This window comes from Streptomyces sp. NPDC031210 (assembly GCF_055570395.1).
The window spans coordinates 192734-212942 of record NZ_JBVIHH010000014.1 but is presented as its reverse complement, the minus strand read 5'-3'; the positions used below and the strand labels follow the sequence as shown (position 1 = coordinate 212942).

General features: G+C 68.6%; 16 protein-coding genes. 4 read left to right on the top strand and 12 right to left on the bottom strand.

The genetic code is table 11. The features are described 5' to 3' along the window. Positions 1-14: 14 nt before the first annotated feature. The 4 genes from ACZ45Z_RS25085 to ACZ45Z_RS25070 all read right to left on the bottom strand — a co-directional run bounded on the left by ACZ45Z_RS25085 (position 15) and on the right by ACZ45Z_RS25070 (position 3880). Positions 15-908 carry a S41 family peptidase gene (locus tag ACZ45Z_RS25085; RefSeq protein WP_468366437.1) on the bottom strand — a complete coding sequence of 298 codons (894 nt, stop codon included), beginning with the start codon at positions 906-908 and terminating at the stop codon, positions 15-17. A gap of 95 nt (positions 909-1003) precedes the next feature. Beyond that, positions 1004-1447, bottom strand: a complete 444-nt coding sequence (locus ACZ45Z_RS25080) for a hypothetical protein (protein WP_468366434.1) — start codon at positions 1445-1447, stop codon at positions 1004-1006. Positions 1448-1665: 218 nt separating this feature from the next. Next, positions 1666-2748 (bottom strand): DUF5937 family protein, encoded by a 1083-nt coding sequence (locus ACZ45Z_RS25075; protein WP_468366432.1) that lies wholly within the window; start codon positions 2746-2748, stop codon positions 1666-1668. Positions 2749-2821: 73 nt separating this feature from the next. After that, positions 2822-3880 carry an RICIN domain-containing protein gene (locus tag ACZ45Z_RS25070; RefSeq protein ID WP_468366430.1) on the bottom strand — a complete coding sequence of 353 codons (1059 nt, stop codon included), beginning with the start codon at positions 3878-3880 and terminating at the stop codon, positions 2822-2824. A gap of 451 nt (positions 3881-4331) precedes the next feature. Between ACZ45Z_RS25070 and ACZ45Z_RS25065 the strand changes: the two genes are divergently transcribed. Further along, the gene (locus tag ACZ45Z_RS25065) at positions 4332-4850 is read left to right on the top strand and encodes a phospholipase (protein ID WP_468366427.1); all 519 of its coding nucleotides are present in this window, start codon (positions 4332-4334) and stop codon (positions 4848-4850) included. 313 nt (positions 4851-5163) lie between these two features. Here the strand turns inward: ACZ45Z_RS25065 and ACZ45Z_RS25060 are convergent, their stop codons facing one another. From ACZ45Z_RS25060 to ACZ45Z_RS25050, 3 genes are all read right to left on the bottom strand, one after another. Then, entirely contained in the window at positions 5164-5613 is a 450-nt protein-coding gene (locus ACZ45Z_RS25060) for an SRPBCC family protein (protein ID WP_468366425.1), read from the bottom strand. A gap of 111 nt (positions 5614-5724) precedes the next feature. Then, on the bottom strand, positions 5725-5991 hold the full coding sequence (locus ACZ45Z_RS25055) for a Kazal-type serine protease inhibitor family protein (protein WP_468366422.1): 267 nt from the start codon (positions 5989-5991) through the stop codon (positions 5725-5727). Positions 5992-6345: 354 nt separating this feature from the next. Continuing rightward, a complete protein-coding gene (locus ACZ45Z_RS25050) occupies positions 6346-6930 on the bottom strand; it encodes an FAD-dependent oxidoreductase (RefSeq protein ID WP_468366419.1) in 585 nt (194 codons plus the stop codon). Positions 6931-7222: 292 nt separating this feature from the next. Between ACZ45Z_RS25050 and ACZ45Z_RS25045 the strand changes: the two genes are divergently transcribed. Continuing rightward, entirely contained in the window at positions 7223-8044 is an 822-nt protein-coding gene (locus ACZ45Z_RS25045) for a lipase family protein (protein ID WP_468366417.1), read from the top strand. A gap of 303 nt (positions 8045-8347) precedes the next feature. Here the strand turns inward: ACZ45Z_RS25045 and helR are convergent, their stop codons facing one another. Both helR and ACZ45Z_RS25035 read right to left on the bottom strand, forming a co-directional pair. Next, positions 8348-10510 carry an RNA polymerase recycling motor ATPase HelR gene (gene helR / locus ACZ45Z_RS25040; RefSeq protein WP_468366414.1) on the bottom strand — a complete coding sequence of 721 codons (2163 nt, stop codon included), beginning with the start codon at positions 10508-10510 and terminating at the stop codon, positions 8348-8350. Positions 10511-10826: 316 nt separating this feature from the next. Then, on the bottom strand, positions 10827-11081 hold the full coding sequence (locus ACZ45Z_RS25035) for an ArsR/SmtB family transcription factor (protein WP_468366527.1): 255 nt from the start codon (positions 11079-11081) through the stop codon (positions 10827-10829). 368 nt (positions 11082-11449) lie between these two features. Between ACZ45Z_RS25035 and ACZ45Z_RS25030 the strand changes: the two genes are divergently transcribed. Continuing rightward, on the top strand, positions 11450-12550 hold the full coding sequence (locus ACZ45Z_RS25030) for a M20 family metallopeptidase (protein WP_468366412.1): 1101 nt from the start codon (positions 11450-11452) through the stop codon (positions 12548-12550). A 193-nt stretch (positions 12551-12743) separates the two neighbouring features. Here ACZ45Z_RS25030 and ACZ45Z_RS25025 read toward each other — a convergent pair whose 3' ends face one another. Continuing rightward, complete coding sequence (locus tag ACZ45Z_RS25025; RefSeq protein ID WP_468366409.1) at positions 12744-13217, bottom strand: carboxymuconolactone decarboxylase family protein; 474 nt, start codon at positions 13215-13217, stop codon at positions 12744-12746. A 188-nt stretch (positions 13218-13405) separates the two neighbouring features. On the opposite strand from ACZ45Z_RS25025, the gene ACZ45Z_RS25020 reads away from it, so the two are divergent. After that, the gene (locus ACZ45Z_RS25020; RefSeq protein ID WP_468366406.1) at positions 13406-14506 is read left to right on the top strand and encodes a phospholipid scramblase-related protein; all 1101 of its coding nucleotides are present in this window, start codon (positions 13406-13408) and stop codon (positions 14504-14506) included. A gap of 855 nt (positions 14507-15361) precedes the next feature. Here ACZ45Z_RS25020 and ACZ45Z_RS25015 read toward each other — a convergent pair. Both ACZ45Z_RS25015 and ACZ45Z_RS25010 read right to left on the bottom strand, forming a co-directional pair. Continuing rightward, positions 15362-16738, bottom strand: coding sequence for an LCP family protein (locus ACZ45Z_RS25015; RefSeq protein WP_468366403.1), 1377 nt, complete (start codon positions 16736-16738; stop codon positions 15362-15364). Between the two features lie 398 nt (positions 16739-17136). Further along, the gene (locus ACZ45Z_RS25010) at positions 17137-19146 is read right to left on the bottom strand and encodes a bifunctional polysaccharide deacetylase/glycosyltransferase family 2 protein (protein ID WP_468366524.1); all 2010 of its coding nucleotides are present in this window, start codon (positions 19144-19146) and stop codon (positions 17137-17139) included. Positions 19147-20209 lie beyond the last annotated feature (1063 nt).

The following is a 20209-nucleotide window of genomic DNA, read 5'->3' as shown; positions in this document are numbered from 1 at the left end:
GGCGCGGGCCGCGCCTATACGCCGAGGCGCCCCAGTGCGGCCTTGAGTGCCGTGTCGAGTGCCCGGTCCGCCGGGACGGGTACGTCGGGGACCACCCCGACGCCTTCCCAGTTGGTGCCGGTGACGCTGTTGATGGTCCGGGCGGCCGGCACGGTCACGAGGATGTGTTCGGTGACCGTGTGGCGGTCCGTCGGATGCGCGCCGCCCCGTGTCGTCTCGCCGACGAGGACGGCCCGCCCGTGCGCCTGGAGGGTGTACGCCACGTCCTCGCCCCCGGAGAACGTGGTCGCGCTGGTGAGCACATAGACCGGGCGGTCCGCATAGCGCGGCGCGGGAAGGTGCGCGGTCGTCCAGAACTGGCGTGTGACGCCGGTGGACCGCTCGTAGATGTCGTTGAGGTGCACCTGGTCGTCGGGGAAGAAGTAACTGCACCACATCGCCGCCCCCTCCGGTGCCCCGCCGCGGCAGGCGCGCAGGTCCAGGATGAGCGCGGAGCTGTCGGCGACCAGTTGCATGGCCGCGCCGATGGCCCGGGCGCCCTCGTCGGCGTACGCGATACGCCGGATGTCGATGAGCCCGATGTTCCCGTCCAAGTGCTCGACGCGGCGGACCCCCTGGTTCTCCGCCTTGAGCAGCGCGAGGAACGCGGCCCGCCCCTCGTCCTCGTCCGCCGGATCCAGCGACTGCGGCTGGTCCACCCACAGGAGCCGCAGATGCTTGTCGGGGCACACCTCCTGAAGGTGAGCGGTCACCGTCTCGCAGAGCACCGGCCCGTCCAGGTCCGCGTACTCCCCTGCCGCGAGACGGCGCCGGATCGCGACACCGATGTCCGCGACCTTCTCGGGAAAGACGTACCCTGCCTCGATCCGGTCCAGGGCCTGCCCGATGATCTGTGCGTTTGTGAGCATGGCGGGCCATGTTAGACCGCTGACGGCCGCGGAACCACCGAATTCCCGCATCGTCGAGTCCACCGAGACAACCCGCTTCAGGTCCTCATCGACACCTACGGGTACGGCCTCTTCCCCACGGACAGCAGCGCGTCCAAGGCCGCGCGGACCTCTGCGACGCGCGACCTCCACTCCTCGCCTCGCAAGGTGGTGAGGTCCCATTTGACAACCGGCTCGGCGCCGCTCACGCAGTAGCCGTAGACCTGCTGGGCCACCTGATCGGTGAGAAGTTCCTCGTAGTGGAACGACCCCTCGAACGCCGCCCAGGCGACTGCCCGCGTGCCCTCGCAGACCCGGCTGAGGGCTGCCCGCGTGAACGCGCGGAGATCGAGCGAGGTGTCCTCGAAATCAAGGTCGTACGACATAAGACCCAGCCGCGCGATGGCCTCCGGCGGCTCCATCAGCTCGAACGGCAGAACGGCGTCGGGAGTGAGCCCAGCGAGACGGAAAGCCTCTTTCGGCAGCGGTGTGGTGCCGGCACCGACGACGAAGACGTTCACCGAGGCCGGACCTCTCCAGCACAGGGCCTCCTCTATACCGCCCGCCGCCATCATCCGCTCCGTTCTGTACGTTTCCGTACGTTCGTGCTGCGCGTCCTGCCGGCCGCTCATTCTCCAGGATCGACGACATTCATGGGTGTACCGGCGCCTCCTTCGTGAACGTCTCAAACAGACACGCGCTTTCCCATCGGCTTCCCACCCGACCCGCTGAACGGTGCCTAGCGCAGCGCGTTCCCCAGCAGGTCGGCGCCGAGGCGGCCGACCAGCTCGATGTCGAGTTCGTGGAAGACGTACCGCCCTTCTCGTCGGGTGTGGGTGAGACCGGCCCTTTTCAGGACACCGAGATGCCGGGACACCTCCGGCGCGGTGAGGCCGTTGGCGTCCGCCAGCTCCTTGGTCGAGTGGGGCCCGCGGGCGAGAGTCCGGCAAAGACGCAGTCGAAGGGGGTGCGCCACGGCTTCCAAGCGCCGCTGGACCGTTGCCAGTGACAGGGTCGGCGGCAGCTCGGAGACCGCGACGGGGTATTGGAGAACCGGCCGGTCGCCGTGGGCGTCCCGCACCACCAGGTGTGGCCATCCAAAGGCCGTGGGCAGGAAGACGAGTCCGGTGCCGGAGCCCTTCACCCAGCCGTCCTGCAGCTTGTCGACCACGATGCGGCTGTGCGCGCTGTCCAGGGTGACGGCGGGGGACACCGCGGCGACGGCCTGCTCCAGGCCGCGTTGCTTGAGGAGTTCGTTTTTATGGCGGGCGTCGGCGGCCAATTGACCGCGGACCCGCTGCCAGACCTCGCCGAAGAAGACCTGGTCGCATTCCTCCAAGAGCCGACGCAGCCAGGCCCGTACCTTCGGCGGGTCTTCCAGCAGCCGATCGACGAACGCCGCTTGTCGCAGGCCGCGCGCGGCCGCGAGCTCCCGGGTCCGCTGCCGGTCCTCCCTACGGTGCAGAGGGGACGGCCTGGGACAGGCGAACGAGGTGGCGCAGGAGATCTCCACCGCGGCGACGATGAACGCATCGTCGTCCAGCCGGTCCCATGCGTCCAGCTCCTCCTTGAGGTCAGCCGCCGCGATACCGGGCAGAAACAGATCCGACCGTGTGGAGCGCCAGAGGATGTCCGCCTCGTACAGCCTGTCGGCCAGGTCCGCAGGGAGGACGCCCCTGGTCTCCGCGGCCCATTCGAGGAGGCCGGGGTGGTGAGACGGCTCGGCCAGGACATGCAGCACCGCTCCCAGTTCGGCAAGCGGAGAAATCGCGAAGGAGACGCGATCCAGGGGTACGTCCGAGACGTCGATCAGCACACTCATCGCTTCAGTGTGCCGCCTGACTTCGGTCCGACGGGGGTGGGCCCGCACGGGCGTGCGGGCCCACCTTCTGGCCTCAGTTGTTGCAGGAGGTGAAGTCCGGGCTGGTCTGCGCCAGATAGATGCTGGACCGGCCTTGGTCGTCGCTCTTCAGCGGAACGGTGACGGTGTCCTTCGCCTTCCACGGGAAACCGTTGGCATCAAAGGTCCACTCACCGGTCACCTTCGTCGCCAGCTCCGACAGCGCCACCCATCCGTAGTGGTGCGACGGCACGGTGATCATCAGGCTGTTGCCGAGTTCCTCACCCAGGTTGTACGTGACCTGACCGGAGAGGGTGAGGCTGACGCTGGTTTGGACGGGGCTCTCGCCTCCCGTGCCGAGGGTCGAGGTGAAGGACACGCCGAGCTGGCTGGACCAGCCGGTGGAGGTGTTCAGGGAGAACGTCCACGGCACCGGCGTCTCGGTGCCGTTGTACCAGACAGGGGAGACGCACTGCTTCGCAAGCGGCTCGGCCGGAGCCTGGGTGCCCTTCGTCCATGAGCAGGTGGCCGCGTCCTTCTGGCAGCGCTTGGACGCGTAGTCCACAGCGGCCTTGAACGCGGCGCCGGTTCCGGAGGAGGGAATCTTCCACTGCTGGGCCTTGCTGCCGTTGCAGCCGTAGGTCTGGGTCCACGCGTCGTTGTACTGCGCGGCCAGGACGACATCAACGCACTTGTTGTCGCCGGCGTTGCGAATCATGAACGTGTCGCCGGCGCCGCTCACCGGTTGGAAGTACCAGCGCTGGCCCGACGATCCGGAACAGGACCGCTGCTTGAGCGGGAGGCCGGCTTCGATGCACTTGCCGGTGTCGTCGTTGCCAAGGGTGAACGATCCGTCGGTGCGCGTGTTGGCGTTCCACTTCTGGTGGTGGCCCGGCGCGGAGTTGGTGACGATGAAGACGCCGTCCCCGGTGTTGCCGTTCTGCACGTCCAGATTCCGGCCGCTGTTGACCGACGTGAAAGTCAGGCCGCTCAGGCCCGAGCCGTCGTCAGCTTGGGCCGTGCCGGTCTGCGCGGCAAGTCCCAGGGTGACGACGAGCGTGGCTATGAGGACGGCGAAGGTTCTGGGTAAGCCACTACGTCTGGGCGGTTTCATACCAGAACAACCCCCTTATCTGTTCGGAGTGTTGGTGGTGCATTCCACCGTGTTCATCACACTATCGCTACTTGTGATCTTGCGGTAGCGCCGACCGCTCCGGACCCGGGGCGAGCACGCCCCGCGCCGACAGCCGAGGAAGGCGGACCGGCCGCAAGCCGCCACTCGCCGCACCCATCCAAGATATGAGGAACAATTAATTCCGCATTGTTGCGGGAACAACGGGGCCGAGGATGAATTCCTGCATGGCTACTCTGGCCGAAAGATGCCGTGTTAACCTTCGTGGGCGGCCAGTTCGGGGGAAGACCGCACGGACGCGCTTTCGGCTTCACGTGGGCGCCGCCTGTGCCTGACCACCTTTCCCCGCTCTCAGCCTGGTCCTTTTACCGGGCCACACGGTCCCGGTCACGGCAGGGAAAAGGAAATACGTGTGAAGAAGTTGGGAATATCATTGGCCGGCGCCGCACTCAGCAGCGCCGTCGTCCTCTCCATGGCCACCCCGGCGCTCGCCGGGCCCGGTCACGCGGATGACTCGGCCAAAGCATCCGTCACCACGGCGAGCCACCAGGTGACGGCGGCGGTCAGCAAGGCGGAGAAGCTCAAGCGACTCAACCAGCTAACCGAAAAGTACGGCATGCCGCTCTGGGAGAACACCCGCATCAAGTGGCAGGACGGGCACGACAAGTACCGGTTCGACTGGGGGACCGACGGCTGCTCCGGCGTCACCGACAACCCGGGCGGGTTCCATTTCTGGGAGTCCTGCGCCCGGCATGACTTCGGCTACCGCAATTACAAGAAGATGCATGAATTCACCCGTGCGCACAAGAAGCGGGCGGACGAGTCCTTCTACTACGACATGCAGACCGTGTGCAAGCGTCAGTGGGGCCCGTACACCCAAGTCCAGCGCAAGGGATGCCTGAAGGTCGCCAAGAAGTACTACGAGGCGGTCAAGGCCCTCGGCCACCTGTGAGCCGTCCCGGGAAATGAATCCGAAGTGGGCGGAACAGACCGCAGGAACACCGCGAAGACGAGGGGATATCGCGTCCAGTGGTTCCCTTCGGTTCGTTCCATGTGGTTCCCTTCGGTTCGCTGTCTTCGTCAGGTGTTCGGATATGCCTGCGCGGGCTGCTGATCACTGATCAGAGGTAAGGGCGGACGTTCGAGCCGCTTATGCCGGCCGTTCCGCCTCAGGGGACGGCGGTGGCCTGACCACCGCCGTCCCCTGAAGCACGCGATGAGGTCGCCGGACCGCACAGCCTCCGGTGTCGGACGGAGCGTGTTCATCACTGGGCGGGGCTCACGTGACGCTCCAGGTCCCGCAGGTCCTTGACCAGCGAGGAGCGGACCTTGCGACCCATCAGCGGCGCGGCCGGACGGTAGGAGCCGGCGGTATCCCCTCGGACGCGGATGCGGGCGAGCGTGCCGTCCGGGTGCGGGGCGAACGTGTAGGTGACGTGCATCGGCATGGGCCCCGCGACCGAGATCATGTCCAACAGCCCCGGCGGCTCGTACGCGGCCACGCGCAGCACATAGTCGATCCGCTTGCCCAGGAAATACGCGGTCCGCGTCACCTCGGCGCCCACTCCGAACCCGCCCCCGTCGGCTTCCCGCGTCAGCGTCGCCTCGCGGATGCCCTGGGTCCACTCGGCGTCATGCCGCCAGTCCATGGCATACGCCGCCACCTGCTCGCACGCGGACGGGATGACCCGTTCCACGGTCTCGTCGATTCCCATACGGTGCCCCGCTCCACGCGCCGACCTGTGCCCAGGTCCAAACAGACGAGATCGCTGTTGGTCGCCTGATCCGCGCTGTCGTGTCAGGCGACGGACGGTTCACCGGCCAGGCTAGGTGGCATTCGGCCGGTCCTGGGCTCCGGAGAAGGGAGCCTGCACCGGTCTGATCACTTCGACGCCCGCCGCCGCGGCGTGACAGGCGTTCCCGTAGGTCTTCCCGTCCGCGCCAACCACCGGGGAGTACTCGTTCGTACAGACCACGTCGGTCGGTGTCACAGGCGCGGCGGTGGAAAGGGCGGGGGCCAGGCCCACGAGGCCGGCTGCCGCGACGGCCGTCACGGCGACGCGGGCAATGGATGTGCCACTGATGAGAGTCATACAGTGAAGATTCCATCCCGCCCCCACCCTCGCGCGCCGTGCGGCACACAATCACCCGGACGCTCTGCCGCGGAGGCCGCTGAGGGCCGGTCCTTGCCGGCCACGTCGCCGGAAGGCGGCGTGGGTCCCGCTGACGCAGGCCGGGGGCCAGGTGAGACCGGGCTCGCGCAGCGGGGCGGGGTGCGCCTGCGCGGGGAGCCGCCCAGCGAGGCGGAGCGATCGAGCCCGTCGCGTTGAGGTCCTCAGCGGCTGTTCCTCGCCCGGGCTTTGCCCGGCCCGGCGCCCGGTGCGGGAAGGTGGTCCAGATAGCGGCGGGCAAGGGCGGCGATGGCGTCGGCGATGGCGTCCCGGTGTTCATAGCCCAGTGCGGCAAGGTCGGGGGGGCAGGACATAGCCCTCCGGCATGGCCGCGTAGACCTCGCTCACGCGGTGCCGGTACGCATACTCCAACGCCTCCGGCCAACTGCCCGTCAGCGGTGGGCGCATCCGGGACTCGGCTGTCAGCGCATGGTGGTGATCGGCGGCTTCTCGGGCGCCGTCTTCGATGCTCCAGTCGGTGATGGGGGCACGGTCTGGGCGCCAGGGTGCGAGCCACTGTGCCGGGCGGTCGTGGAGGATCGCGCCGGCGAGTTCCTGGGCGATCAGCGGGGAGGCGTGCAGGCCGTAGCGATGGGTACCGGTGGCCACCCACAGACCGGGCCGGGCGGTGGGACCGAGCAGCGGGTGACCGTCGAGACCGATCGGCCGGTTGCCGTGGTGGAGCCGGTCAAGAGCCGTGGTGGCCAGACCGTGGTGGAGTTGCCCGAGGGCGGCATCCAGCAGGAAGCGCAGAGCGCCGGCCGTAGGGGCGGATCCAGGCACCAGAGCGGGGGCGGCGGACGCTCCCACGTACCAGGTGAGCATCGAGGAGGTCCAGGCACCGGCCGCGACGACCGCCACCGGGGCGGTATACCTCCCGTCGGCGCGTCCAGGCGGTAGCCGGAGGCCGTCGCGGTCAGGCGTCCGTTGCTGGTGCGGCTCAGGTTGGGCAGCGCGTCCAGGGCGGCGTCCAAGGTCGCCAGCCAGCGTCGGGCGTCGTATCGCGGTCACGCTTTCGGGTGGCCAACGTGCCCGTCGTTGCAGGTCGGTGAGGCTGCGCGGGTACGAGTGGCATCGCGCGTGCGAGGGGTGCTCTGCCGGCCCGGTCGTGCGCGTCCCCTCACCCCGCGCCTCACGCATTGGAGAGACCCCTGTGTCCGTACCCTCGACCATCGACCACCACGCCACCGGATACAGCCTGGCTCAGGCATATTGGATGGCTCAGGCCGCCGATCTGGCGTACAAGGACGAATCCACCATCGAGCAGCAGGCCCGCAAGTGGGGCTTCGACAGCGTGCGCCACCACCACACCCGCTTCACGCCCCCCTTTCCCCTGGAGGACACCCAGGCGTACACGGTCGCCAGCGAGCGAATGATCATCACCGCGTTCCGCGGCACGGAGCCGGCGCAGATCCGCGACTGGCTCTCCGACGCGACCACCCCGCCACGGCCCGGCCCCGCCGGCACGGGCTACATCCACTACGGCTTCGGCCAGGCGCTCGACTCCGTCTTCCCGGCCGTCCGCGACAGCCTGACCGAGCTACGGGACAACGGTCAGAGCATCTGGTTCACCGGCCACAGCCTCGGCGGCGCCCTGGCCATGCTGGCCGGCTGCCGCCTCTACCTGGAGGAGCCACGTCTGCAGGCCGACGGGATCTACACTTTCGGCCAGCCCCGCACCTGCGACCGGCTGCTCGCCTCCGCCTGCAACAAGGGCTTCAAGGACCGGCTGTACCGCTTCGTCAACAACAACGACGTCGTTCCGCAGATGCCGCCGGAGCCCGCCTACACCCACGTCGACACCCTGCGCTACATCGACACGGCAGGCAAGGTCCGCACCTCCATGTCGCTTCTGGGCGGCCTGACAGACCGGGCCAGGGGCATGACCGCCGATCCCTTCGCCCCGGCCAGTGACGGCCTGCGGGACCACTCCATGGGTAGGTATCTCGCCGCCCTGGAAAAGAACCTGGCCTGACCGTCACGGCGCGCCAAGCGCCAGGCGAAAGCGCCCCACATCGTCCGCGTCGGCGGGATGGCCGTCGGCGCGGCGGGCGTAGGGACCACCAGGCGTAGTGCGACGGTGCGGCTCAGCGGTGAGGTGACCGGTTGGGGGCCGAGGTTGCCTGTAGCCATGTAGCCATCACCGACCGGGAGGCGTTCCCTGTCCGTGGTCCCCGCGACGCTGCTGTGCGGTGGCCGCGCCGGAAGGGGCGGCGGCCGGGGCAATCACGTTGCTCCGGCCGACGTCAGGAGCTCGGGAGCTTACTCGGGAGCTCGCTCAGGAGCTTGTGAGAATGACGAGTTGCTGGGTCGCCCGGGTCATCGCGACATAGCGGTCGACCGCTCCTTCGACGCCCTTGCCGAACGTCTCCGGGTCGATGAGGACGACCAGGTCGAACTCCAGCCCCTTCGACAGTTCCGGGGTCAGCGACCGGACACGGGACGTCGCCCGGAACGTGCCGTCATCACCGTCTCCGGCGCCGATGACGCAGGCGATCCCGTCGGCATGCGCGGCGAGCCAGGTGTCGAGGACCGAGTCCAGATCCGCAACGGACCCGTGGACGACGGGCATGCCGCTGCTGCGGATGGAGGTCGGCACATTGGCGTCCGGGAGCTCCGCACGGATGACCAGCTCGGCTTCCGTCATCACCTCTTCCGGCGTGCGGTAGTTGATGCTCAGGGAGGTCACGGTGATCCGGTCGAGCCCCACCCGTTCCAGCCGTTCCTGCCACGACTCCGTGAACCCGTGCCTGGCCTGGGCACGGTCCCCCACAATGGTGAAGCTCCGGGACGGGCAGCGGAGCAGCAGCATCTGCCACTCGGCGTCGGTCAGTTCCTGAGCCTCGTCCACGATGATGTGCGCGAACGGGCCGGCGAGCAGGTCGGGTTCGGTGCCGGGCAGCGCACCCTCGTCGATCAGGGTGTCCTGCAAATCCTGTCCGCGCAGCATCGTCACCGCGCCTTCACCGTCGGCATCGGCCTCCAGCAGGTTGTCGATGACGTCGGCCCTGCGCGCACGTTCGGCGGCGACGGAGGCGTCGTGCCGGCGCTTGCGTCGAGACGCCTCCGGGTCGCCGAGCCGCTGCCGCGCCGCGTCCAGGAGCGGCAGGTCGGACACCGTCCACGCCTGGGCGTCCGCGCGCTGCAGCTTGCGCACGTCATCGGGGCCGAGCCAGGGAGCGCACTTGCGCAGGTAGGCCGGCACCGACCACAGATCTCCGACGAGGTCAGCCGCTTCGAGCATCGGCCAGGCACGGTTGAGGGTCGTGATCAGCTCCCTGTCCTGCAACAGCGACTTCCGGAGCAGTTCGGGCGGGGCGTCGCTGTCGTCCTTGTCCACGAGGATCGTGAGCAGCTCCTCCCGGATCTGGTCACGCGCCTCGTTGTGCGGAGTGCCTGGTTCCACTGCTTCGAACGCCGTCGCCCAGTCGTCGGCGCTCAGCCAGATGTCGGACCAGTGGGTCGAGACCGTCATCCCCTCGGTGGGCGGCTCCTCGTAGATGCCGACCGCCGGCTCGATCGCCTTCACCAGGTCCGCGGACGACTTCAGAAGGGCCACCCCCGGATCGGTCTCGATCGCCGCTCCGGCTCCCTCGGCCACGAGGTCCCGCAGGGTGCAGGTTTGCACGCCCTCCTCACCGAGGCTGGGCAGGACATCGGCTACGTAGGACAGGTAGGGACGGCTCGGACCGACGAACAGCACGCCGCCCCGACGGTGACCGAGGCGGGGGTCGGAGTAGAGGAGGTGGGCGGAGCGGTGCAGAGCGACGACGGTCTTGCCCGTACCCGGACCGCCGTCGACGACGAGAGCGCCGCGGGACCCCGCCCGGATGATGGCGTCCTGGTCGGCCTGGATGGTGGCCAGCACGTCGCGCATCCGCGACGACCGGTTGCCGCCCAGACTGGCGATGAACGCGGACTGGTCGTCGAGCGCGGCGTGCCCCTCAAGCCCGTCGGCGGTGAACACCTCGTCCCAGTAGTCGCTGATCCGGCCGCGGGTCCAGCGATACCTGCGGCGGCTCGCCAGGCCCATGGGGTTGGCGTGGGTCGCCGCGAAGAACGGCTCGGCCGCGGGGGAACGCCAGTCGAGCAGCAGCCGACGCCCCGCGCTGTCGGTGAGGCCAAGGCGCCCGATGTACACGGGCTCGGAGCCGTCCGTACGGACGATGTGTCCCAGGCACAGGTCCAGGCCGAAGCGACGCAAGGCGCGCAGGCGGCCGGTCAGGCGGTGGATTTCCGTATCCCGGTCCATCGCCGCCCGGCCGACGCCGCCGGGTGCCCGGCGTTCGGCATCCAGACGGTCGGACAGTTCGGCGATCGCCTGTTCCAGGCTCTCCGCGATGGCCGCGAAGTGCCGCTCGTCGCCGTCGATCAGCGCCGGGTCGGCTTTGGGAGAGAGGTGGTCGGGAAGGTCGAACGCGCTGGTGGTCAGGGGGTTCATGTCCTCAGCTCCGGTCCGCGGTCGCTGCCGCGACGTCCGCCGGCGCGCACATCCGCATCTCGGTGCCGAGCGCCCGCACCCGCGGTGCGCGTCCCACCACGGGCTCGACGTCATCGCACGACCCATAAACCGACAGCAAAACACGCACTTCGTGAATCTCCCGTTTCCGCAGGTTCCGGCGTAGGCCAGCGATTCTGCGGCACGACCGGGGCCTTGCCGCAAGCCCCCCAGTGCGCTATAAGTTGAAAGTGGCAAGGAGTGGGTAGACCTCTTTTGCCCTTACCGTCCAGCGTTCCCTATACGACGGTCTGTACGTCTACGGCGGTCTGTACGTCGGTCTATACGTCGGTTCCGTCGCCCCAGGAGCATCTCGCAGGGCCTCCATGCGGCCGCGGCTGCGGAACGAGCGCTTCTCGTACCCCGCAGTGGTCAAGATCTTCAAATGCCGGCTGACGGCGGACTGGCTCAAGGCCAGACAGTCGGTGAGGTCGCATACGCACGCCTCACCTTCGGGAGCCTGGCGTATGAGGTGCAATATCTGTAGTCGCGTCGGGTCGGCGATGGACTTCACTCTGGCGGCGAGCTGATCGACCGCATCGCGATCGATCAGCTGGAGGCTGAACTTGGGCTGCACGAAGCCTTGTTGGTGTTCTCCGGTGGTAGTCCAGTTGGTAGCGCAGTCGTTGCAATGGCCGTTCGCACACACTACGGTCCGCCAACTCCGGCCCGTAAAAGGTCAAGGCTTTCCTCGGCCAGCTCTTCGCCGCTCGTTCCCCTACCCCGGACCACCGACCCGGCGACGGCGACCACGCATGCCAAGATTCACGCGCCACGCTTCGTTCCACCGCCCACTCCACCGCGTGGAAAAACGCGATGGACCCGGGGCAGGCAAACTCTCGAACTCCATAGCCGCCACCGGGCACCAAGTACCCTTGCGACATGACCATGCGCAAGACCGTCGATGTGAGCGTCGACGCGATGCTTGAGGACTTGAGGACACTCGTCGAAATCGAGTCTCCCTCGCGTGATCTCGACGCCTTGAGGGCCTCGGCCAAAGCCGTCGCCGCCGTCATCGAGAACCGCCTTGGCGGGCAGGCCGTCCTCGTTGAGAGTGACGGCGGGCCGCACGTCCACTGGTCAGCCGGTGGCGATCCCAAAGTGCTGATTCTCGGTCACCATGACACCGTGTTTCCGCTCGGCACCCTTGAGCGGCGCCCGTTCATGGTCGCAGACGGGCATGCAACCGGCCCCGGGGTCTTCGACATGCTGGGCGGTCTGGTACAGGCCGTTCACGGCCTGGCGACGCTCGAGGACCGGTCAGGCGTCGAAATCCTGATGACCGCCGACGAAGAGGTCGGCTCCCGCTCCTCTCGCGCTCTCCTCGAAGAACGCGCCCTTGCCTGCGGCGCCGTGCTCGTGCTGGAGGGCGCCGCTGACGGCGGAGCACTGAAGACCGGCCGTAAAGGCTGCGGCTCGTTCCAGGTCTCCATCGCGGGCCGGGCGTCACACGCCGGCCTTGAGCCCGCAGCCGGCGTCAACGCCCTGATCGAAGCCTCACATCAGGTACTGGATATCGCAGCGCTCGGCCGACCCGAGATCGGCACGACTGTCACCCCGACCGTCGCGTCCGCAGGCACCCTGGAGAACGTCGTTCCCGCAGAGGCGACCGTCATCGTCGACGTCCGGGTCGAGTCGGCCGACGAGAAGGAACGCGTCGAGTCCGCGTTCGCGACATTGGCTCCCCATCTCGATGAGGCGGCGATCACGGTTCAGGGCACTGTCGGCCGTCCCCCGATGCCTGAGTCCGCGTCGACCGAGCTTTTCGCGGTGGCGCGGCAGTTGCTTCCCGACCTCGAAGGCAAGGCGGTCGGCGGCGGAAGCGACGGCAACTTCACGGCCGCACTGGGGGTGCCCACACTCGATGGTCTTGGAGCGGTCGGCGGCGGCGCCCACGCCGACCACGAGTACGTGGTGATCGAAGCCATGGCGGAGCGGGCGAAGCTTGTCGCTGGACTGGTGAACGCGATCCAGAAAGAGTAGGGCGGCGGGTTGGGGGGGGCCGGTGGCGGCAAGGGTCCGACCCACTCACCTGCACCGCACTTCTCAGTCCGCCGTGCGCGGCCTTCGGCAGGCGGCCGGGGCCCGCGAACAGGCCCCGGCCGACGAGCCGGCCGATGACGATCACGCCCTCGGCCGGTCCCGGCCTTCCCGGCCAGGCACTCCTCGCTCCCCGTTATCCGAACTGGCCGATCTGGTAGTCCCCGGCGGGCTGCTGAACGATGACGTTCATACGGTTGAAGGCGTTGATGACAGCGATGAGCGACACCAAGGCGGCGAGCTGGTCCTCGTCATAGTGCTTGGCGGCATTCGCCCACGCCTCGTCCGTGACACCGCCGGCCGCGTCGGCGATGCGCGTGCCCTGCTCCGCCAACTCCAGCGCAGCACGCTCGGCATCGCTGAACACCGTGGCCTCCCGCCAAACCGCGACCAAGTTGAGGCGGGTGGAGGTCTCACCGGCGTGCGCGGCTTCCTTGGTGTGCATGTCGGTGCAGAATCCACAGCCATTGATCTGACTGGCGCGGATCTTCACCAGCTCCTGCGTCGCAGCCGGCAGCGACGCGTCCGACACCACCTTGCCCGCCGAGACGAGGTGCCTCAGGAACTTGGCCGCGACCGGGCTACCGAAGAGATTCAAGCGAGCGTCCATCGTGCACTCCTTGCCGTTGTTCGTGTGCGTGGTTACACCTCCTTGACGGAACAGCTCGGCACGATGCGACAGCCGCGAATGTGATGTGCGTCTCCCCTCCCCCGCAATGACCCCGCCTTCTTCTCCGCGTCGAGCCGCACCCCCACCCTCGCCTCGATGTTCGCGAGAGGGGTGGCTAGGGTTGCGGAGTGACGCAGAACATGGTTCCCCAAGGCTGGTACCAGGATCCTTACGGCACACCGGTTTTGCGCTGGTGGGACGGATATCGCTGGACCGAGCACACACAGCCGACTCCCGCCCAGGCGGCCCCCGCTCCCGCCCCGGCCCACCCGCCGGCGCCGCAGCCCCAGGCGTATCCGCAGGCGCCGCAGCAGCAGGGCTACCCACAGGCACCGGCTCAACAGGGCTACTCGCAGGCTCCGGCCCAGCAGGGCTACTCACAGGCTCCGGCCCAGCAGGGCTACTCGCAGGCTCCGACCCAGCAGGGCTACTCGCAGGCGCCGCAACAGCAGCAGCCCGCTCAGCCGTACCCGCAGGCCCAGCAGCCGTACCCGCCGCAGGCCCAAACTCCGGCCCAGCAGCCGTACCCGCCGCAAGCCCAAACCCCGGCCCAGCAGCCCTACCTCCCGGCCCAACAGCATCAGCCGCAGCACCAGTTCCAGCCCCCTCAGCAGATGGGCGGCGGGCCCGAGGCGGTGCTCTCTGCCGACCTGCTGCTGGTCGAGCAGGACTTCAAGTGGGTCGACATCACCACCAGTTATGGAGTGCGGGACCGCAACGGAACCGAAGTAGGCTCAGTCGCCGAGACCGGCCAGAACGCAGCACGCAAGGCCCTGCGGTTCGTCAGCACCATGGACCGATACCTCTCGCGGCGCTTCGAGATCCGCGATCCCGCCGGTGTGCCCTTCCTGGTACTACGCCGGGGCACGAAGGTGATCAAGGCCCGGGTGAACGTCGAGCGCCCGGACGGGACACCGGTCGGCGAGATCGTCCAGGACTCGGTGATCGGCCACGTCAGCTTCGACCTGATCGCGGGCGGCCAGACGCTTGGGCAGATCAAGGCGGAGGGCTGGTACGCCTTCACCTTCACGATCACCGACCACACCGGCGCCGAGGTGGCCCGGATCGGCCGGGGCGTGCTGGATCTCGTCCTGGACATCATCGGCGGTTCGGACTTCTACCATCTCCGGGTCCTGCGCCCGCTTCCGGAGCCCCTGCGCACCCTCGTCGTAGCGGCCGCGCTCACCGTGAACACCATGCTGCGCCCGGACAAGGACGGGAACGCCTGAGGGCAGCGATCCCGTGGGCCCGTCCTCGGCGCGAACCCTCGCCAGTTCTTCGGCGCGCTTCTCCTGGCCGCACCGGGCAAGGAGAAGGGAGCGCCGCTCCAGGGCGCCCCAGGCCTCTTGGCCGCCGGCCTCTTGCAGGGCGTACCGAAGGGTGCGCATCGTGTCCCAGTCACCCGCCTCCGCGGCGGCGAGGCACTGCTTCGTCAGCCGTTGCACGGCCCTGTCCGGATCCCACTCGTCCAGCAGGCGGACCGCGTCCTCGCTGCCCTCGCGCGCCGCCTCATGCAGCAGGGCCTCCGCTTCGTGCGGTCGGCGCACTGGCCGGGTTGGCGGTGCTGTTCGAGGCGTGGCACCGGCGCGGCGCCCGGAAGTAACCGCGTGCGGATGGTGAGCCGCGCTGCTCCTACGGGGTGTACGGGACCAGCGTCACGCGCGTTGCTCTCCCCAAACCGCAGCGGGTGGCTTCGACGCCATCATAGGCGCCGAAGTCGCCTGCTTTCGGGAGGTGCCACCAACGGGAGGGCACCGCCAAGTACGCAAGGAAAAGCCCCGTTCAGGACCGGCGGTGTGTCCTGCGACGGCGTCAACGGGTTCGGCCGGGTGTGGCCATGCTTGGATCTCTCTGCTCGTGGCGGCCCCGGCTGTGCCGAGGCCGCCGGTTTGGTCATGACGACCGCGTGTCGGTGCGCGCGCCGTGCGACAGTCCGCTGGGCGGTCTGCTCCAGCAGACGCCACGTTCCCACGACCGTCTCAGACGGTTCGCCCGCCAGCCCTCACCTTCCTCGCCGGACGATGGACCGGCTGACCACACCAGGCAGACAGGAAGGTAGTCAGGCTCGGCTCTTCCGGCTCCGATCAGGGCTTGGCGGGGATCGTTACCGGCTGGTCGTCGCGCAGTTCGTTGAAGAGCTTCTTCGCCTGGCGCAGGTTCCACTTCACGGCGCTGCCCTTGGAGGTCTGGAAGGCGGTGTCGGACACCGGGACGTTGAGGCGCTTGCCGTTGCCCGACGTGACGTTCTTCATGGCTTCGAAGAGCGACGTCAGGTTCCGCAGGCCCATGTCCTTGTCCACGATGAGCGTGTCCAGTCCCGCGCTCATCGTCGGGTAGACCGTGGACGGGTCGAGCAGCACGCCCGGGGTGGCGGCCTTCTCCGCGAGGGCGGCCAGAAACTTCTGCTGGTTCTGGCTGCGGCCCAGGTCGCCCTCGGCCTCCTGGTGGCGCTGGCGGACGAACGCCAGCGCCGTGCGGCCGTCGAGCGTGTGGCAACCCTTCTTCAGGTCCGCACCCGACTTCTCGTCCTTGACATCCTTGTCGAGGCACATCCGCACACCGCCGACGGCATCGACGAGGCCCACGAAACCGGCGAACCCGATCTCGGTGTAGTGGTCGAGGCGCAGGCCCGTGTTGTGCTCGATGGTCCGCACGAGGAGGTCGGGGCCGCCGAGCGAGAACGCCGCGTTGAGTTTGTTCTTCGACGCGGCGTAATGCTTGCCGGTCTCGGGACGGATGTACGGCGGGATGGTCACCCAGGAGTCGCGGGGCAGGCTCGTCATCGTGGTGCCGTGGGCGCCGGTGTGCAGCAGGATCATCGAGTCGGTGCGGCGGCCGGCGTCGGCCGAGCCGCCGGCGTGCAGGTCCTTCTTGGCCTTTTCGGAGAGGCCCGCACGGCTGTCGGAGCCCACGATCAGGTAGTTGGTTCCCGCGCCCGGCGCCGGGCGGCCCGCGATGTCCGTGAGGTCGACCTCGCGGTTGAGCTTCGTGTCAGCCCAGACATACGTGCCACCGGAAGCGACGAGGAGCACGCCGACCACGAGGATCGCTGCCCGCGTGAGCCGGCGGCGTCGGCTGGGGCGGGCGGGGGCGGAGCGCCGCCTGGGGGTGCGGCGACCTGTGCCCGGGCCGCCGCCCGCTCCCCTCACCGGGCGTATGGATTTGTCTCGGCCTACGTGACCGTCTTCGCCTATGTGACCGTCGAGTTGGGCCGGGAAGCCCGGGGCGTACGCATCGACGCCGAGCGGAGCGCTCTGGGCAGAACCGGGCGGAAGGTTGTGGGCAGAGCCCGGCGGAAGGTTGTGGGCAGAGCCGGGCGGAGAGTTGTGCGGTGACTGCGGCGGCGGACCCGGGTGAGACGGGTACGCGGCCTGGCTCCACCGCTGCCCGGTGCTGACGTGCGCCGTCTCCTCGTCGCCTCGCCGGTCCCCGTTGGGCGACCCCTCCAGCCAAAAAGTCATGGGCGGCAGTCTGCATGCTCACGCCCTGTTCACCAAACAGTCCCTAGTCCTGCACCAGGAGAAATGCCCGGTGAAGGCGGTTCGGGGCGACCTACGGTGATCCAGTTCACTTCCGCGGCCGCCCCGTACGCCACGGAGTGAGGGCGGGCCTTCGCGTAGGGCGAGGCGGCCGTCCGACGAACGCCGTCCCGGCGCGCGCCCGTTCGGGTGTGCCCGGCACAACGACGAGGACGCCCACCGAGCCCGGCAGGCTCGGCAGGCGCCCCGTAGGTGAGCGGCTCAGTCTTCCACTGAGTCTTCCACTGCATCTTCCAGTCGGTCGTCCGCTCGTTCGTCCACTCGGTCTTCCACTCGGTCTTCCACTCGGTCTTCCACTCGGTCTTCCGCTCCGCCTTCCGTCACCGCGAGGACAGGCTCTCGTACGCGACCGGTTGCCCGATTTCCTGGGCGGCGGTGCCGGAGCGGTGCATGCGGTGCCACTTCAACCGGGTGCCGAGCAGGAAGGCCACCACGGACTGAATGACCACCAGGTACATCAACTGCCGGTAGACGAAGAGCTGGAACGGCATGGCCCACAGCGCCCCCACCCGCTCCCCGTCGAGCCGCAACGCGTAACCGGCGGCGGCCAGTTGGAGGACGAGGAAGCCGACCCACACGCCGGCCGACAGCACCGGCCCGCGGAAGAGTGCCCCGTACAGGGCGAAGACGTCGACGATCGGCGCCAGCAGCGGCAGGGCGACCTGGAAGAGCGCGAGATAACTCAGGCCACGGCGGCCGAAGCGACCGGCCGGCCCTACCTCGACAGCGGCGTGGCGGTGCTTCCACATGGCCTGGAGCGTGCCGTAGCACCAGCGGTAGCGCTGCCGCCAGAGCTGGCTGAGCGAGGTCGGCACCTCGGTCCAGGCGACGGCGGTCTCCTCGTAGACCACCCGCCAGCCCGCCTGCCACAGGGCCATCGTCAGGTCGGTGTCCTCCGCGAGGGTGTCCTCGCTGACCCCGCCGACGCCCATCAACGCGTCCCGGCGGAAGGCGCCGATGGCTCCGGGGACCGTCGGCATGCACTCCAGCACCTCGAACATCCGGCGGTCGAGATTGAAACCGAAGACGTATTCGAGATGCTGCCACCGGCCCAGGAGGCGGCGCCGGTTGCCGACCTTGGTGTTGCCGCTGACCGCGCCCACGGCCGGGTGGGAGAGCGGCTGGACGAGCCGGTAGATGGCGTCCGGCTCGAAGACCGTGTCGGCGTCGACCATCACCACGATGTCGTGCCTGGCGTTCGCCAGACCGGTGTTGAGGGCGGCGGCTTTGCCCGCGTTGGCCTGCCGGATGACCACGACCCGGGGGTCGTCGATCCTGGTGGCGATGTCCGCCGTGCGGTCCGTGGACCCGTCGTCGATCACGATGACCTGCAGGTGCGGGTGCGTGGAGGCGAGCAGCGAGCGAACGGTGGACTCGATACCGGCTTCCTCGTTGTACGCGGGTACGAGGACGGTCACCGGGTCGAGGACCTCCCGCAGCCACGGCGCGCGGGGGCGGACCCGCGTCAGACGCCGGACGTGGGCACGGGCGAAGAAGATCAGCAGCACCAGCCGCAGCACACCCAGCCCGCCGGCGATCCCCAGCACCCAGGTCATACCGCGTACGAACGCGTGCCCGAGGGCCTTGACCCAGATCAGGGCCGTGCCCTCCCATCGCTCGAAGGTCGAGACCGGCTCGTTGGTCGAGGGCACCCCGATGCCGGAAGTGACGGTCGTGAACTTGTCGACATGCCGGTTGTTGAGCAGCTTTTCCGTCTCTTTGTAGGCGGTGTCGGTCTGGCTGTACTGCCGGATCGCGCCCAACCACGGCTTGCGGAACCACTGATCGGCGGCAACCAGCGTGTAGCCCTGCGCGGCGGCGTGCCGCGCGGCCCGCCACTCGGCGCCGCACATGGTGTCCGCCGTGGTCGTCTGCGGCATCCGGAGCAGCCCGGTGTGGACTCCCGCGGAGCCCGCCAGCGCCTTCTGAGTGAGCGCCAGCTCCAGCCGGGTGCGGACCCCCGACGACGAGCCCATGGAGGCTCCCGTGTAGGTGTTCGACCCGATCTCATGGCCCTCGGCCCGGATCCGCCGCACCAAATCCGGATATCTGGCCGCTTCGGCGCCGTGGAGGAAGAAGGTGGCGTGCGCGTGGTGCTTGCGCAGCAGGTCCAGCAGACGCGGCGTCCATACCGGGTTGGGCCCACCGTCGTAGGTCAGCGCCACGGTCCGGGCCGGCATCCTGGCGGAGCGCACCCGGCCCTCGTTGATGTTCAGCACCGGGCCGCCCTCTTCCACCGCCTTGGGCACCGGGGTGGTGCAGTCCTGCCGCGTCTTCGCGGCATCGACCTCATGGGTGGTCCAGCCCTCGAAGAGCAGGGCTCCGAACATCACGGGGAGCACGAGGACCAACAGCAACCAGTGCCCGCGAGGGTCCCGGGACTGCGCGTGCCGTCCTCGGTTCGCGCGGCGCCTCACGTCACCACCGCGGTGTCATCGGCGACGGCTGACGGATTGTGTCTTGGAGGGGAGGCGGAGGCGGGGCCGGAGGCGGGGGTCGTCGCGGCGGCGGTGGCGTACACCGTGCCGGGGGGCGGGGCGGTGGCGTAACCCGCGCCGAGGGTGGAGCTGCTCAGGACCCTTCTGCGCCGACCCGAAGCGTCGACACATAACTGATGAACGCGTATTTTCTGCCGTTTTCTGATCCGGCTGGCCTCACACATGGTGGGCGAGTGTACCCATCGTCGAATCGAGGTAGACGCCGCCGACGAGAAGCAGCCGGCCTTCGCACACGTCGACGACGAGGCTCCGCCGCCGGGCCGCACCGATGCACTCCCGCCACGTTTGTGCAGGTGAGAGAGCCAGTCGAGCAAGGATACGCTCTCGACGCCCGGCTTCGCGCCGCGACGTTCGGGAGACGTTCCGGTCGAGGGCCGATGCGGGAGTTGTCACGCCGGACCGGATTTCGGCGCAGCGACGAGTAGCGGAGAGTGCACGGTGTGGGGACGGCCCCCACACCGCCCTACGACCTGTCAATCTCCCGTCGACCCGTCAATCGTCGACCTGTCAATCTCCCATGGCCGGGTACCCGTATGGACCCTGCCGAATCGCGCGTGAAGCGCCATGCCCGTAGGTTCGCTGTTGCGGCCTGATCGGCTCGTGCACGGCTGCGGCGCACCGCCTAGGACGGAGGTGCGCCGCAGCCCATTGAGCAACCAGGGTGCAGGTGCCCACGCAGTCACGCCGCCCGGCACGTCACTGACGCATGCGTTCCGCACAGACCACCCGTCGTACAAGCTTCCGACGCAATGTCTTCAGCGCGACATTGAACCGCACGCTTGAGCTTCCACATATGCCTGAATCACTTCCGAACTCCGACTCATCAGGGCCGTGAACGTGCGCAGCCGAAAGACTGTGTCCCCTCGTCCCCTGCCTGGCGGCTGACGAAGACGGT

Bases quoted from the DNA above. Each gene is read 5' to 3' on its own strand.
- ACZ45Z_RS25085 (WP_468366437.1), bottom strand. From the start codon at position 908: ATGCTCACAAACGCACAGATCATCGGGCAGGCCCTGGACCGGATCGAG.
- ACZ45Z_RS25075 (WP_468366432.1), bottom strand. From the start codon at position 2,748: ATGAGTGTGCTGATCGACGTCTCGGACGTACCCCTGGATCGCGTCTCC.
- ACZ45Z_RS25070 (WP_468366430.1), bottom strand. From the start codon at position 3,880: ATGAAACCGCCCAGACGTAGTGGCTTACCCAGAACCTTCGCCGTCCTC.
- ACZ45Z_RS25060 (WP_468366425.1), bottom strand. From the start codon at position 5,613: ATGGGAATCGACGAGACCGTGGAACGGGTCATCCCGTCCGCGTGCGAG.
- ACZ45Z_RS25055 (WP_468366422.1), bottom strand. From the start codon at position 5,991: ATGACTCTCATCAGTGGCACATCCATTGCCCGCGTCGCCGTGACGGCC.
- helR (WP_468366414.1), bottom strand. From the start codon at position 10,510: ATGAACCCCCTGACCACCAGCGCGTTCGACCTTCCCGACCACCTCTCT.
- ACZ45Z_RS25030 (WP_468366412.1), top strand. From the start codon at position 11,450: ATGACCATGCGCAAGACCGTCGATGTGAGCGTCGACGCGATGCTTGAG.
- ACZ45Z_RS25025 (WP_468366409.1), bottom strand. From the start codon at position 13,217: ATGGACGCTCGCTTGAATCTCTTCGGTAGCCCGGTCGCGGCCAAGTTC.
- ACZ45Z_RS25015 (WP_468366403.1), bottom strand. From the start codon at position 16,738: ATGACTTTTTGGCTGGAGGGGTCGCCCAACGGGGACCGGCGAGGCGAC.
- ACZ45Z_RS25010 (WP_468366524.1), bottom strand. From the start codon at position 19,146: ATGTTCGGAGCCCTGCTCTTCGAGGGCTGGACCACCCATGAGGTCGAT.